The organism is Rhodococcus sp. AQ5-07, from assembly GCF_009707305.1.
Lineage (GTDB): Bacteria > Actinomycetota > Actinomycetes > Mycobacteriales > Mycobacteriaceae > Rhodococcus_F > Rhodococcus_F erythropolis.
On record NZ_CP046099.1, the window covers coordinates 295,494 to 310,652 of the forward strand.

General features: G+C 61.4%; 15 protein-coding genes. All 15 read left to right on the top strand.

Going from position 1 to position 15,159, the window contains the following annotated elements; translation table 11 throughout:
• Positions 1-29 precede the first annotated feature (29 nt).
• Positions 30-749 (top strand): 50S ribosomal protein L1, encoded by a 720-nt coding sequence (gene rplA, locus GJB56_RS01515; protein ID WP_003941982.1) that lies wholly within the window; start codon positions 30-32, stop codon positions 747-749.
• 152 nt (positions 750-901) lie between these two features.
• Positions 902-1,594: a hypothetical protein gene (locus GJB56_RS01520; RefSeq protein WP_019744313.1), complete on the top strand. Its 693-nt coding sequence runs from the start codon at positions 902-904 to the stop codon at positions 1,592-1,594.
• A gap of 452 nt (positions 1,595-2,046) precedes the next feature.
• Positions 2,047-2,631 carry a 50S ribosomal protein L10 gene (rplJ, locus tag GJB56_RS01525; RefSeq protein ID WP_003942074.1) on the top strand — a complete coding sequence of 195 codons (585 nt, stop codon included), beginning with the start codon at positions 2,047-2,049 and terminating at the stop codon, positions 2,629-2,631.
• A 78-nt stretch (positions 2,632-2,709) separates the two neighbouring features.
• Complete coding sequence (gene rplL, locus GJB56_RS01530) at positions 2,710-3,096, top strand: 50S ribosomal protein L7/L12 (protein WP_003941857.1); 387 nt, start codon at positions 2,710-2,712, stop codon at positions 3,094-3,096.
• Positions 3,097-3,355: 259 nt separating this feature from the next.
• Positions 3,356-4,477, top strand: coding sequence for an ABC transporter ATP-binding protein (locus GJB56_RS01535; RefSeq protein ID WP_024487305.1), 1,122 nt, complete (start codon positions 3,356-3,358; stop codon positions 4,475-4,477).
• A 9-nt stretch (positions 4,478-4,486) separates the two neighbouring features.
• Positions 4,487-5,281, top strand: coding sequence for an MlaE family ABC transporter permease (locus GJB56_RS01540; protein ID WP_003942038.1), 795 nt, complete (start codon positions 4,487-4,489; stop codon positions 5,279-5,281).
• 5 nt (positions 5,282-5,286) lie between these two features.
• On the top strand, positions 5,287-6,147 hold the full coding sequence (locus GJB56_RS01545) for an MlaE family ABC transporter permease (protein ID WP_003941894.1): 861 nt from the start codon (positions 5,287-5,289) through the stop codon (positions 6,145-6,147).
• Positions 6,144-7,505: an MCE family protein gene (locus tag GJB56_RS01550; RefSeq protein WP_019744311.1), complete on the top strand. Its 1,362-nt coding sequence runs from the start codon at positions 6,144-6,146 to the stop codon at positions 7,503-7,505. Before GJB56_RS01545 ends, GJB56_RS01550 begins: the two co-directional genes overlap by 4 nt.
• Positions 7,502-8,581 carry an MCE family protein gene (locus GJB56_RS01555; RefSeq protein ID WP_019744310.1) on the top strand — a complete coding sequence of 360 codons (1,080 nt, stop codon included), beginning with the start codon at positions 7,502-7,504 and terminating at the stop codon, positions 8,579-8,581. The genes GJB56_RS01550 and GJB56_RS01555 overlap by 4 nt, the downstream gene beginning before the upstream one ends.
• On the top strand, positions 8,578-9,573 hold the full coding sequence (locus GJB56_RS01560; RefSeq protein ID WP_003942053.1) for an MCE family protein: 996 nt from the start codon (positions 8,578-8,580) through the stop codon (positions 9,571-9,573). The genes GJB56_RS01555 and GJB56_RS01560 overlap by 4 nt, the downstream gene beginning before the upstream one ends.
• Complete coding sequence (locus tag GJB56_RS01565; protein ID WP_113682375.1) at positions 9,573-10,826, top strand: MCE family protein; 1,254 nt, start codon at positions 9,573-9,575, stop codon at positions 10,824-10,826. Before GJB56_RS01560 ends, GJB56_RS01565 begins: the two co-directional genes overlap by 1 nt.
• The gene (locus GJB56_RS01570) at positions 10,823-12,100 is read left to right on the top strand and encodes an MCE family protein (protein WP_020906821.1); all 1,278 of its coding nucleotides are present in this window, start codon (positions 10,823-10,825) and stop codon (positions 12,098-12,100) included. Before GJB56_RS01565 ends, GJB56_RS01570 begins: the two co-directional genes overlap by 4 nt.
• The gene (locus GJB56_RS01575) at positions 12,097-13,344 is read left to right on the top strand and encodes an MCE family protein (RefSeq protein ID WP_019744308.1); all 1,248 of its coding nucleotides are present in this window, start codon (positions 12,097-12,099) and stop codon (positions 13,342-13,344) included. Before GJB56_RS01570 ends, GJB56_RS01575 begins: the two co-directional genes overlap by 4 nt.
• Positions 13,345-13,443: 99 nt before the next feature.
• Complete coding sequence (locus tag GJB56_RS01580) at positions 13,444-14,172, top strand: hypothetical protein (RefSeq protein WP_019744307.1); 729 nt, start codon at positions 13,444-13,446, stop codon at positions 14,170-14,172.
• 45 nt (positions 14,173-14,217) lie between these two features.
• Complete coding sequence (locus GJB56_RS01585; protein WP_047889747.1) at positions 14,218-15,096, top strand: hypothetical protein; 879 nt, start codon at positions 14,218-14,220, stop codon at positions 15,094-15,096.
• Positions 15,097-15,159 lie beyond the last annotated feature (63 nt).

The window sequence follows — 15,159 nt, forward strand, 5'->3', positions numbered from 1 at the left end:
CGCTGCAGTGATAAGTAAGGACAGAACAAATGGCAAAGCGCAGCAAGGCGTACCTCGCCGCCGCTGAGAAGATCGACGCAGACAAGCTCTACAGCCCGCTTCAGGCTGCAAAGCTCGCCAAGGAGACGTCGTCCACCAAGATGGATGCAACCGTTGAGGTTGCAGTTCGTCTGGGCGTCGACCCCCGTAAGGCTGACCAGATGGTCCGCGGAACGGTCAACCTGCCCCACGGCACCGGTAAGACCGCTCGCGTCATCGTGTTCGCTGTTGGCGAGAAGGCAGCAGAAGCCGAGGCTGCAGGCGCTGACGTAGTCGGTGCAGAAGACCTGATCGAGCGCATCCAGGGTGGATGGGTCGATTTCGACGCCGCAATCGCGACTCCTGATCAGATGGCCAAGGTCGGCCGCATCGCCCGTGTCCTCGGACCGCGTGGCCTGATGCCGAACCCGAAGACGGGCACCGTCACGGCGGATGTCACCAAGGCTGTCAACGACATCAAGGGCGGAAAGATCAACTTCCGCGTCGACAAGCAGGCCAACCTGCACTTCGTCATCGGCAAGGCATCGTTCGACGATGAGAAGCTGGTGGAGAACTACGGCGCAGCCCTGGACGAGATCCTGCGTGCGAAGCCCTCGTCGGCCAAGGGTCGCTACGTGAAGAAGATCACGGTCTCGACCACCACCGGTCCGGGCATCCCGGTGGATCCGAACCGTACTCGCAACCTCCTCGAGGATGCTGCAGACGCGTAAGCAGTCCGCATACGAACAAGAAGGCCGGCAGGGATCACTCCCTGCCGGCCTTCTTGTCTGTTTCGGGAGAGGGTGATCCCTGCCGGTGGTACCGGTCCAACGGTGGTATCGATCCAACGGTGGTATCGATCTAACGGTGGCATCATCGGGGTATGCACGAAGCGTTCCAGTTCCTCGGAAACTTTTGGTGGCTGATCTTCGTTTTCGGCGGCACCATCGGTGGGGCGCTGAAAGGTGTCGCGGTTGCCAACGAAAGGCGGATCGAGCGCCGGCAAGAGCGCTTCCGGCTCAAGCAGGAGACCAAGGTCGCCATCGCGCAGGCCAACGCACAACATCACGCCGACGAAGAAACACAGCGCCGAGAGCTGGCCAAGGCCATCGAGCAGCACGATGCGGTCGACGCCCGATGGTTCTCGTACGAGCTCGATCCGGTCACACTGCTCGACACTCCGATGATGACGGACATGCGTGAGCCTTTGACGGCCGATTTTCATCGAGCCAAATATCGTGCCGATCTGCTCCGTCCAGGCAATCCGGAGACGATGATCGGTAACCAGCAGGCACAAACCGAGTACCGCGAGGCGGTGCACGCTTACTCGATCGCCTTCGAGATCGCAGAAGCGGAGGCGAAACGTCGCCGACGGAGCGGATTCACCCTCGATGAACAAGAGCGCCTGGTACGGGCGCAACGTCTGCTGCGCCTGGCCATGGACGATGGCGCGACGCCACAGGAACGTCAGAGTGCGTATCGGAAGGCTCACAAAGAACTCGACGGGCTGCTGGTGCTGCCGGACCGAGCTCGGGCAGAGATCGAACACAAGATCGCCAGGGCTATCGGTGCTTGAAGAAACCGGGTGCTTGAAGAAACCGGGTGCTTGAAGAAACCAGCTGCGTGACGAGGCCGATTTGGTTATGCAGCGAGTAGTCAGGTAGTCTTCGACGCGGAGTTCAGTGCTGGATATGAACTTCACCCCAAAATCATGTTCTACCCAAGACCGTTGGTGATTGCACTCAGTAATGAGTGTGGTTGAAAGTCCGGGAGTGCCCGGCGGCCCACGTAGGTGAACGAGGTAGGGGGATAGCTTGATGTAGTGGTTCTACAGTTTGCCTGGTTATGCACTGCTTTGCGTTGCATCGTTAGGCTGATTCGTAAGCCTCTTCTTCATGTTTCCTCTGTACGCCCCGTGCGCTTGCGCCGGGGCGTTTTGCATGTCGCGGACTGTGTCTTCTCGGGTTCACCCGATGAGGTGCAGCGGTTCCTGAGTGGGACAACGACTGTCACGAGAGGAGGCGAAGTATGGCAAAGCCTGAGAAGGTTTCCGCAGTTGCGGAAATCACCGAGCAGTTCAAGGGTTCGACCGCCGCTGTGGTCACGGAATACCGTGGCCTTTCGGTTGGCAACATCACGACACTGCGACGCGCTCTCGGAGAAGGTGCCACCTACTCCGTCGCCAAGAACACCCTGGTCAAGCGTGCCGCCGCAGAGGCTGGCATCGAGGGCCTTGATGACCTGTTCGTTGGTCCGACCGCCATTGCATTCATCAAGGGCGAACCGGTCGACGCTGCGAAGGCTCTGAAGAACTTCGCTAAGGACAACAAGGCGCTCATCATCAAGGGCGGCTACATGGACGGCGCTGCGCTGTCCGTGGAAGAGGTCAACAAGATCGCGGATCTCGAATCCCGCGAAATCCTGTTGGCAAAGCTTGCCGGCGCGATGAAGGGCAACTTGGCAAAGGCCGCAGGCCTGTTCAATGCTCCCGCTTCGCAGATGGCCCGTTTGGCCGCTGCCCTGCAGGAGAAGAAGGCCGCAGAAGGCGGAGCCGCAGAGGCCCCCGCAGAGGCTGCCACCGAGGCTCCGGCCGAGGCCGAAGCCGAAAGCTGATCCGCACCCGCGCATCACTGCTATAACCCCGCCCGGTCGCGGATCAGCGACATGGGACTTACAGGAAGGACCGCCACAATGGCGAAGCTCAGCACCGAAGAGTTGTTGGACCAGTTCAAGGAGCTCACCCTCCTCGAGCTCTCGGAGTTCGTTAAGGCATTCGAGGAGACCTTCGAGGTCACCGCTGCTGCTCCCGTCGCCGTCGCCGCTGCAGGCGCACCGGCTGCCGGCGCAGAAGCTGCTGAAGAGCAGGACGAGTTCGACGTCGTCCTCGAGTCGGCTGGCGACAAGAAGATCCAGGTCATCAAGGTCGTCCGTGAGGTCGTTTCCGGCCTCGGCCTGAAGGAAGCCAAGGACCTCGTCGAGAGCGCTCCGAAGGCCATCCTCGAGAAGGTTGCCAAGGACGCCGCAGAGGCTGCCAAGGAAAAGCTCGAAGCTGCCGGCGCAAAGATCGTCATCAAGTAAGACGGTTTTCCCGCTGCTCTTCGCGAGTAGTAACGAAGAGGGCCACTCCCCACGGGGAGTGGCCCTCTTTTTTTGAACTTTTTTCGCGGGTGATATGTCGGAATCCATGCAGGTGGGAGGGGTGCCCGAACTAGGCTGTGACCTGAATTATGCTTCTTCCCTACTCGTTAGTAGTATTCGCAGTCACGGGTACCACTCCCATGCGATAGAGTGACCCAACCCACACGGGTGCATGCATGCAACGGACGTCGCGGAGGTAATGGTGGGAGTCGAGGTAGCGGTACAAGGACTGACAAAGTCTTTCGGGTCGCAGAGGATTTGGCAGGACGTGTCGTTGACACTTCCCGCGGGTGAGGTCAGCGCACTGCTCGGGCCTTCGGGTACCGGTAAGTCGGTGTTCCTGAAGTCCCTGATCGGACTGCTCCGCCCTGAACAAGGCTCCATTGTCATCGACGGCACGGACATCCTGCAGTGCTCCTCCAAGGAGCTCTACGAGATCCGCAAGCTGTTCGGCGTTCTGTTCCAGGACGGCGCACTGTTCGGCTCGATGAACTTGTACGACAACATCGCATTCCCGCTTCGTGAGCACACCAAGAAGTCGGAATCCGATATCCGCAAGATCGTGATGGAAAAGCTCGATCTCACGGGTCTGGTCGGCGCCGAGGACAAGCTTCCCGGTGAGATCTCCGGCGGTATGCGCAAGCGTGCCGGTCTTGCGCGTGCACTCGTTCTCGATCCCGAGATCATCCTCGTCGACGAGCCTGACTCCGGTCTGGATCCGGTGCGTACGACGTACATCAGCCAGACGCTGATCGACATCAACGCCCAGTCGGACGCGACGATTCTGATCGTCTCGCACAACATCAATCTCGCACGCACGGTGCCGGACAACATCGGCATGCTCTTCCGTCGTCAGTTGGTGATGTTCGGTCCTCGTGAGGTGCTGCTCACCTCTGACGAGCCCGTCGTCAAGCAGTTCCTCAACGGAACGATGATCGGTCCGATCGGTATGTCGGAGGAAAAGGACGAGGCTCAGATGGCGCACGAGCAGGCGCTCGTCGACGCCGGTCACCACGCCGGTGGTGTCGACGACGTCGAGGGCATCGTGCCGCAGATGAAGGCCACCCCCGGAAACCCGGAGCGTCAGGCTGTTCGTCGTCGCCAGGAGCGCGTCCGCCAGATCATGCACACCCTCCCAGCTAACGCTCAGGCGGCAATTCAGGACAGCCTCGACGAGGTTGACGGAACTGGGCAGTACGCTCCCCAGTACGCCGACGCGAGCGGCTATCAGGGGGAGTGGAACGACAACTCGCAAGACACGCAGGTCATTCCTGCATACGAGGGCGATCCCTACGGAAACACGACACACGGGCAAGGGTAGGCATATCGGATGGGGGTTACCCGCAACTCGGTTCTGAGTCCGGTCAACGGAGCATTAACTCAGGCCGGAAACATCGTCGAACTGTTTGTCGACGTCGTCAGGAATACGTTCCGGCGTCCATTTCAGTTCCGTGAGTTCATCGAGCAGGCCTGGTTCATCGCCAGCGTGACAATTTTGCCGACGGCATTGGTAGCCATTCCTTTCGGCGCCGTCGTCTCACTGCAGACCGGTTCGCTGATCAAGCAGTTGGGCGCAGAATCGTTCACCGGCGCTGCCAGCGTCCTGGCGGTGATCCAGCAGGGTAGCCCTCTGGTGACAGCATTGTTGGTCGCCGGTGCGGCCGGATCGGCCGTGACGGCCGACCTCGGTTCTCGAACCATTCGCGAAGAGATCGACGCGATGGAAGTCCTCGGAATCAATCCGATTCAGCGCCTGGTGGTTCCGCGTGTACTCGCGATGGTGCTGATCGCTGTGCTGCTCAACGGACTGGTGTCCGTAGTCGGTATCGCGGGTGGTTACTTCTTCAACGTGATCCTGCAGGGCGGTAACCCCGGTGCCTACATCTCCTCGTTCTCAGCTTTTGCGCAGCTACCGGACATTTGGAGCGGTGAGATCAAAGCCGCGGTGTTCGGTGTCATCGCCGGTGTGATCTCCGCGTACAAGGGACTCCACCCATCCGGTGGCCCGAAGGGCGTCGGTGAGGCGGTGAACCAGGCCGTCGTCATCACGTTCCTGCTGTTGTTCTTCGCCAATCTGATTCTGACGATGGTGTACCTCCAGATCGTGCCGGCGAAGGGATCTTGACCTAAATGACCATCGCACGAGGCCGCGGCGATCAGTTCCTGCTGAAGAGCCGCAAAGTTGCCAGAATTCCAGTGAACGCGTTGGACCGCGCGGGCGAGCAGATGTCGTTCTACGCGCGCGCCATCGCATGGACCCCGCGCACCCTGCATCGGTACCGGAAGGAGACGCTTCGGCTGCTCGCCGAAGTGACCTTCGGTAGCGGTGCGCTCGCAGTCATCGGCGGAACGATCGGTGTCATCGCGATGATGTCGGGATTCACCGGTGTCGTCGTCGGTCTGCAGGGCTTCGCCGCTCTGGAGCAGTTGGGTAGCTCGGTCCTGACCGGCTTCCTGTCCGCATACGTCAACACCCGTGAGATCGCTCCGATCGTTGCGGCTCTTGCGCTCTCGGCCACGGTGGGTTGTGGTTTCACCGCTCAACTCGGCGCTATGCGAATCTCCGAAGAGATCGATGCACTGGAGGTCATGGCAGTTCCGTCAGTGCCGTTCCTGGTCACGACCCGCATGATCGCCGGCTTCGTCGCCGTCATCCCGCTGTACATCGTGGGTCTGCTTGCGGCGTACCTCGCGTCGCGAGTGATCAGTACCGTGTTCAACGGGCAGTCGACGGGCTCGTACGACCACTACTTCAATCTGTTCCTGCCACCGCAGGACGTGCTGTATTCGTTTGCGAAAGTCCTGGTCTTCGCCTTCGTGCTGATTCTGATCCACTGCTACTACGGGTTCCATGCCTCGGGTGGTCCCGCAGGCGTCGGTGTGGCCGTCGGCCGCGCTGTTCGTGCCGCAATCGTCACGATCGCCGTTCTCGACTTCTTCCTCAGCCTCGCAATCTGGGGCACCACGACGACAGTGAGGGTGGCCGGATGATCGAGGCTCCGTCAGTCCTGCGCCGCCGTGTGCTCGGACTCGTGTTCTTCGTGGTGTTGGCACTGTTCCTGGCCTTCACCATCGGAACCTTCAACAAGACGTTCAAGGACGTCGTGAAGATCGACCTCGTCACCGACACCGTCGGAAATGCATTGCCACCCAACGCGGACGTCAAGGTTCGTGGTCTGCTGGTCGGCGAGGTGCGATCCGCGTCGACAAAAGACGGCCAGGTCACCTCGGTCCTCGCGATCGAACCGGACAAGGCTGATCTGATTCCGTCGAACGTGACGGCACGTCTGCTCCCGAAGACGCTTTTCGGTGAGCGATACGTCTCCCTGATCATTCCGGAGGGAACCACCGCTGCTCCGATTTCCGCGGGAACGGTGATCCAGCAGGACAAGAGCGGAAACGCTGTCGAGGTCGGCGACGTTCTGGACGGACTGCTCCCACTTCTGCAGGCGATTCCGCCGCAGGATCTGGCGAACACTCTCGGTTCTCTCGCGCAGGGTCTGACGGGACGCGGCGCTGAGCTCGGTCTGACGGTCGATCGTCTCGAGGAGATCTTCCGCGGCGTCAACACCGAGCTGCCCGCGGTGCAAGAGGATCTGCGCAAGTTCGCGGACTTCTCCCAGACGTACTCGGACGCTGCGCCCGATCTGATCAACGCTCTCGACAATCTGCGGACCACGGGTAACACGGTGGTTCAGAAGCAGGACCAGTTGCGGACTCTGCTGGCGTCGCTCACCGTGACATCGTCGGACACCGCAGCCTTCCTCGAAGCGAACTCGTCCTCGATCATCACGCTCGCTGCGGATTCGAAGGAAGCTCTCCAGCTTCTGGCTCAGTACTCACCGACGTTCGGGTGCACGTTCAAGGGCTTCTCGGACACCGCCCCGGAAGCTGCCAAGATCCTGTCCACCGACGCGCCCAATCCTGGTGTGCGTGCGAGTATTCAGATCGTGAACCCCAAGGGTCGCTACCTGCCCAACCAGGACGAGCCACGGCTCGTCGACAACCGCGGCCCGGTTTGCTACGACAACGTCACCGAGCCAGGTCGTCCGTTCCCGCAGTACCCCGGTGGTTCGTACGGTGACGGTTCCTACCAGGTTCCTTCCCGCAATCCCGGTCCCGCCACCATGGAATTCCTGCCTGCACCCGAGGGCTCCGGACCTCAGTTGTTCTCGACCAACAACAGCGGTCCTGCTCAGCAGGCCGGCTACGCGGGCTCGAAACTCGAAGAGGATACGTTGAAGGTGATCTACGGACAGGCCAACGGTGTTGCGCCGGACGATGTTCCGGCGTGGACCACGATGGTCAGTGCTCCGGCATTTTCCGGTGCGGAGGTGAGCGTCCAATGAGAGGACTCGCAGCTCCACTGACAAAGCTCATCATCTTCGTGGTGGTCACCGTCCTGGCAACAGGATTGCTGGCCGCCAGCATCGCCAACCTCGGCGGCGGCGGAGGCACCAAGTTCAACGCAGTGTTCTCCGACGTCACTTCGCTGAACGAGGGCGACGAGGTGCGCATCGCCGGTGTTCGTGTCGGACAGGTCGAGAAGATCGCGATCGTCAACGACAACCAGGCCGAGGTGCAGTTCTCGGTGTCCGACCGTGATTGGTTGCCTGCCAGTTCCATCGCCACGATCCGGTTCCGCAACCTGGTCGGGCAGCGATACATTTCGCTCTCGCAAGGTGAAGGCAGCCAGGGGCAGAAGATCACCGGCGGCGACACCCTGCCGTTGGCGCAGACTCGCCCGGCAGTAAATCTCACGACCCTGTTCAACGGCTTCAAGCCGCTGTTCACCACCCTGAGCGCTGACGACGTCAACAAGCTGTCCTACCAGATCATCCAGGTCTTCCAGGGGGAGTCCGGCACCATCAGCGAACTCGTCCGCAACACAGCGAGTTTGACCAACACCGTCGCGGACAAGGACGCCGTCATCGGGGCGGTGATCAAGAACCTCAACGACGTTCTCGACACAGTCAACGCGAACGACAAGAACCTCGATTCGCTGATCGTCAACACCCAGCAACTCGTCACCGGGTTGGCCAACGAGCGCGGTGTCGTCGGTTCGGCCGTCACCTCACTCGCCGGGTTGACCGATGCCACGGCAGATCTGCTCGAGCCGACGCGGCCGTCGATTCAGGGCTCGATCACGGCGCTCAACACGCTGGCGACCACGCTCAACCGTCGTAGTGACGACGTGAACGCGGTGCTCGAGACCTTGCCGGTCAAGCTCGACAAGCTCGCTCGCGTAGCGAGTTACGGTTCCTGGTTCCAGTTCTACCTGTGCGGAATCGACATCGTTGCCGGTCCCGGACAGTCTGCGTCGCTGAATCTGCCCACCGGCCTGCCTACGGTCAATCAGCCGATTTACACCAACGCGGCCACGCGATGCACTCAAGACGGTATGAGGGAGTTGCAAGGTCGATGAGTAAACGTCGCAGTCCGGCAATGGCCGGAGCCATCGGTATCTTCGTGGTGCTGTTGGCCACTTTGTCCGCGTTCTTCCTCGATTCGCTTCCGTTCGTGGGAGCAGGCTCGTCCTACTCCGCCGAGTTCTCCGAAGCTGCGGGTCTCAAGCCTGGCAACGAGGTTCGTATCGCCGGCGTGAAGGTCGGCAAGGTCACTTCCGTCGATCTCGACGGTGACCGTGTTCTCGTCGACTTCAAGGTCAGTGACGCGTGGGTGGGAGATCAAACCTCTGCGTCCATTCAGATCAAGACGATTCTGGGACAGAAGTACCTCGCACTCGATCCGCGCGGAACCGACAACCTCGATCCCAAGGACCGGATTCCGCTCGAGCGCACCACCTCTCCGTACGACGTCGTTCAGGCCTTCTCGGCAGCGGCGGACACCGTCGGCGACATCGACACCGACCAGTTGGCGAAGAGCATGGAGACGTTGTCCCAGGCATTCTCCGAGACACCTGGCGATGTCCGCGCTTCGCTCGACGGTGTCAGTCGGCTGTCGCAGACGATCGCGAGCCGCGATCAGGACTTGCAGAAGCTCTTCGCCGCCACCGGGAAGACGTCGCAGATTCTTGCGGATCGCAACAAGGAGTTCACCCAGCTGATCCGAGACGGCGGACTTCTGGTGCAGGAGCTCAACAATCGCCAGCAAGCGATTTCGCAGCTGCTCACCGGAACTCAGCGAGTCTCTCAGCAGCTCACCGGTCTCGTTCGCGACAACGAGGCGGCAATCGGGCCGGCGCTGACGCAGCTCAACGGCGTCATCGACATCTTGAAGGCCAACAACGAGAACTTGGACAAGGCACTGAAGCTCTACGAACCCTTCATTCGCTTGTACGCCAACGTGGTCGGCAACGGCCGTTGGTTCGACCAGGTCGTCGTGAACCTCCTTCCGCCGGGTCTGCCGGATATTCCGGGCTACCGTGACCCCGTTCGTACGTTGGGAGGCAACTGATGGCTGATACTGCCGAAGCCGGAAGCGGCTCCAAGAAGCGCTCGGTCGCGATCATCGCCGCTGTTCTGATCGGGTTACTCGTAATCGGTGGCGCGCTGTGGTGGGTGTTCACTCGCGCCGGTACCACCAAGATCACCGCCTACTTCGACAAGTCGGTGGGTATCTACGACGGTTCCGACGTTCGTGTTCTCGGTGTCAAGGTCGGCACCGTCGAATCCGTCGAACCTCAGGGAGATCAGGTCAAGGTCGAGTTGCGCGTCGATCGTGGGATCGACATCCCCGCCGGTGCCAGTGCCGCTCAGATCACGCCTTCGGTGGTTGCCGACCGCTACATCCAGCTGACACCGGTCTTCACCGGCGGCGACAAGATGGCCAGCGGTGCAGTCATTCCGATCGAGAAGACGGCGACGCCCGTCGAGGTCGACCAGTTGTACTCCAGCATCGACGAACTCGCGTCGGCGCTCGGTCCTGAAGGTGCCAACAAGAACGGAGCACTGTCCGATTTCGTAGAGACAGGTGCGGCCAACCTCGAGGGCAACGGTGAAGCGTTGGGAGACAGCATCACCAACCTCTCGGATGCCGCACGGACGCTCAACGATTCGCGTGACAACATCTCGCTCACCATCAAGAACCTGGATACTTTCGTGGGCGCTCTCGCGGCCAACGATCAGCAGGTGCGCCAGTTCAACACTCAGTTGTCGGACCTGACCGGATTCTTGGCAGGTGAGCGCGACGATCTCGGTGCCGCTCTGAACCAGCTCTCGATTGCTCTCGGCGACGTCGCGAAGTTCGTGGCAGACAACCGTGATCAACTGGTCCAGACAACCGAAGGTCTCGTCGAACCGACACGGACATTGGCGAACAACAAGGAAGCCCTGGCCAACACGCTCACCATGCTTCCGTTGGCGATCTCCAACCTGGTCAACTCGTACGACGCCGAATCAGGTGTGCTGGCTTCACGTCTGGCGTTCCCTGATCTTCAGAACCCGGCCGGCGTGCTCTGCAAGTTGATGGACCTCGGCAAGCTGTTGCCCGGTGATCCTCGGTTCGAGGCATTGGGAAGGCAGATGCAACCGGCTATCGACCAGTGCGCAAACGTCGCGGCGATGACCGACGCAGCCAATCAGGCTGCAGGCCTGAACCTTCCCTTCGGCATCCTTGCCGGTTCCGAACGACAGATGCAGGTAGTTCCGGGCACTGTGCCCGGCGTCGTGTCACCGCGACTGACCAGTGGAAACGGGGAGGGCGAGTGAAGCGTTCATTGATAGTCGGCGCCGGACTGTGCGCCGTCCTGATCTCGGCAACAGCCTGCTCGTCCGAGGGAATCTACGCGGTTCCGCTTCCCGGCGGTCCCGATGTGGGTTCCGATCCGATGCACTTGACCATTCAGTTCGACGATGTCTTGGACCTTGTTCCGCAGTCCGCTGTGAAGGTCGACGGTGTTCCGGTCGGTCGAGTCGACGACGTGTCGGTCGGACCGGACGGATGGACCGCGGACGTCGGAATCATCCTCGACTCGTCGGTTGATCTACCCGCCAACGCAATTGCCGCGGTCGAGCAGACCAACCTGCTCGGCGAGAAGTTCATCCAGTTGTCGGCCCCGCCATCCGGACCGGACTCTGCGAAGCTGGCCGACGGAGACCTGATTCCGCTCGATCGCACTCGCCACGCCACGGAGATCGAGCAGGTTCTCGGCGCATTGTCGCTGCTGCTCAACGGCGGCGGTGTGGGCCAGTTGCAACCCATCGTCGAAGAACTCGGGGCCGCATTCGACGGTCGCGAGGGCAAGACGAGAAGTCTTCTGGAGCAGGCGAACACACTCATCGGTGGACTCAACGAACAGCGTGACGACATCACCCGCGCGCTCGACGGCCTGGATGTGCTCTCGACCCGCGTCAACGATCAGAACGAGAAGATCGGGAAGATTCTCGAGGAACTCCCCGTTGCGACACAGGTTCTCAACGAGCAGCGCCCGCAGCTGACGCAGATGCTTGCTCAGGTGGATCGACTCGGAACAGTGGGAACCGACGTCCTCACGCAGTCCAAGGACGATCTGATCGCTGATCTTCAGGCTCTGCGTCCAACGCTGCAGGCGCTCGCAGACTCCGGTGACGACTTCGTCGGGGCACTTCCTTTCCTTCCGACGTTCCCGTTCCCGGACGGTGTCGAGAAGATTGCGCAGGGTGGTTCCGTGAACCTCTTCCTGAGCGTCGACTTGCAGATCGGCAACACTCTCTCGGGTCTCGGTGTCGGACAGGGTGAACCGGAATACCGTCAGCCGAAGTTCGGCAATCCCAAGCCGGTGGTAGATCCGTCCAACCCGTACTACAACGGAAACGGACCGCGGCCGGGTTGGCCGACGGTGTCGCTGCTGCCGATCGCTCCGATCCTGCCGCAGATCCCCGTCGTCGCCGGTCTACCCGCCACCACGGCCGGTGACCCGGCAACACCGGCTCCGGCAGCGGACCCACTCAACCCCATCCAGGGAATGCTGGAACAGTTCGGAATCGGTGGTGATGGACAGTGAGATCAGCTCTGGTCAGATGGCAGCTCGTCGGCTTCGTGGTGGTCGCGCTTCTGGGTCTCATCTACGTCGGCGCCAAGTACGTGCGTCTGGACAACCTCATGGGGTTCGGTCAGTACACGGTCAAGACCGAATTGGCCACGTCCGGTGGAATTTTCACCAACGCCGAAGTGACGTATCGCGGTGTGCCGGTCGGTCGAGTGGGCGACATGTCGTTGACCGAGGACGGAATTCAGGTCGACCTGAAGATCGACAACAGTGCTCCGGAGATTCCCGCGTCGGCCCGTGCAGTCGTGGCCAACCGCTCCGCCATCGGTGAGCAGTACGTCGATCTTCAGCCCGATACCGATCAGGGACCGTTCCTCGCGGACGGCTCGGTGATCGCGGTGGGGGACACCACAACTCCGATCCCGATCGAAGATGTGCTGACCAGCGCCAACGGCTTGGTCAAGTCCGTGCCGGTCGACGCGCTCCACACCGTCGCCGTCGAACTCGGTGCCGCATTCAACGGCAAGGGCGAGGACATTCAGGTCCTGGCCGATTCGCTGTCCGGTCTCTCGCAGTCCGGGCTCGACACTCTGCCTCAGACGCTCGCGCTGATTCGGAACAGTGAGACGGTACTGACGACGCAGTCGGATCAGTCGTCCGCGATCAAGCAGTTCAGTACCGATCTCGATGCTGTCACGGCGCAGTTGCGGACCAGCGATCCGGACATCCGTCGCTTGATCGACAACGGCATCCCGGCCAGCGATCAGATCGGTGCCCTCATCAACGAGGCGGGCCCGAGCCTGACGACTGACCTGACCAATCTTGCCGCGACCACCAAGACGCTTGCACCCCGAACAATCGCGCTGCAGCCGTTCCTGATCTTCCTTCCCGGCCTGGCCGCTGCCGCACCGACGGTTGCTCCCGGCGACGGAACGGTCCATCAGGGCTTGGTGCTCGAGACCAACAATCCGCTCTCGTGCACGGTGGGTTACGAAGGCACCATGGCGATCCTGGACGAGATGAAGCGTCAGAATCCCAACTTCGACGACACCCAGCAGGATTTCCCGCTCAACACCGCGGCGTCGTGTGAGACGCCGCTGGGCAGCGAGACGGGCGTCCGCAGTGCCAACCGCGTGGTGTACGCCGATCCCGACACGATCCAGCCTTGGGACTTCAAGCCGAAGGTCGATCCGGACAAGTTGAACCTCAACCCGATCGCGACGCAGTTGGCGCCGTTGCTCGGAGTGACACCGAAGTAGACCGATCCGAATGTGGTCGAGTTTGTGCAGTTCAGGCTACTGAGTTGTGGCAGTTGACGATTCGCGGCCAGAGGCTGGGCAAAACAGGTAAGTAGGGTAGTGAGTGTGATTCAGAGAAACAGTTCCCCGCAGTCCGGCGGGCCCGAGCAAGTCGAATCGGGAGCGCCGACAACCGGTAGACCGAAGGGGCTGACAGCGTCTCTGATTGCGGTCGGTGTCTTGCTTCTGGCGGCAGTGGTTGCGCTCGGTGTGTTCGGCGTCCCGTACGTTCGGGCGCTCACCACCGACCGCACCACCGCCGAGATGCGTGACGACGCGCTGATCGGTGCGCAGCAAGTCGCGATCAACCTCAACAACGCGGATTCGGCCAATCTCGACCAGTCGATCGAGAACATGCGTTCTTCGGTGACCGGTGACGAGATGACGACGTATCTGCAGACCGTTCAGGATTCCATCACCGACGAGTTGCGTAACTCGGGTTCGAAGGCTGATACCGAAGTTGTGCAGTCCGCGCTGACCGAGCTCAATACCGATGACCGGACCGCCACGGCACTGGTCGTCGTTCGAGTCACCACGACCCAGGGCAACCAGTTCGTCAAGAATCAGCTCGGCATGCGGCTGGGCATGGTCGAGGTCGACGGGGTCTGGAAGGCGCAGTCCGCTGATCCGATCGGATCGCGGCTCGATCTCGGCTCGGGCACTCTGCCGGCTGCCGACGGCTCCACGCCTGCTCCTGACGCAACGCCCGCACCCGGTTCGGGGACCGAAGCACCGGCATCCGGTGCTCCTGCACCGACAACCGAGGGTGGTGATTCCGGTGGCCAGTAGTTCGTCGAACCTGCACACCGACATCCCTCGAAGGAGAAGCGCGTAATGCCACCCAAACGTCGTACCGGCGGACCGTCCTCCCCTCAGAACCGTCGGCCGAAGATCGCTGGAAGCGCTCGTTCGCTCAACGTCCCCGCGGGGACGTCCGACTCGGACCCGGTCGAGCCCACGATCGAACAGCCGGAAGAAGAGACACAGGAGGCTGTGAAGCCGGAGGCTGTGAAGCCAGAGGTTGCGAAGCCGAAGGTTGCGAAGCCGACGCTCACGAAGGCCGAGTCCGGCGACATCGAGCCGCCGAAGACGGAAACCGACGCTCCGGAATCCACACCAGGCCCCGATCTGACCAAACCGGCGAAAACCGTCGCAGACGAACCCAAGGCCCCTGCTACCCCGGAGACGGGCGCGGGGGAGTCGGCGACAACAGCTACACAATCCAAGACCGGTTGGCGCCTGGTCGCGATCCTGGGGGCCGCAGCGGTCATCGTCGCGATCCTCGCCGGCATCGCCTTCTTCAAAGTCGGCGCGAAGACGGACGACATCGCCTGGGTGGACGAAGGCGCCACTGCTGAGGTTCTTCGTGTGACGCCGTCGGCGTTGGCTGCAGTCTTCACGTTCTCGCCCGACACGTTCGACGCCGATTTCGACAAAGGTGTACAGGGCCTGAACCAGTCGATGCGCGATCAGCTGACGCAGTACAAGGACACGCAGAAGGCCGGCGTCGAACAAACTCAGACGGCAACGACCGCTGATGTCCCGCTGATCGGGATCACACGACTCGAGAAGGACCGGGCGCAGTTGCTCGCCCAACTGAACGTCAGCTCGACGCAGAACGGCGTGGCGGCAGACTCTCGCTCCGGAATGGTCATCGTGAGCCTGGAGAAGCAGGACGGAAACTGGCTGATCTCGGAGATTCGCGACCAGTAGCTCGGAGATTCGCGACCAGTACCCGCGCGAAGATCTGGACCGACGCACGATGTCGGTCCAGAT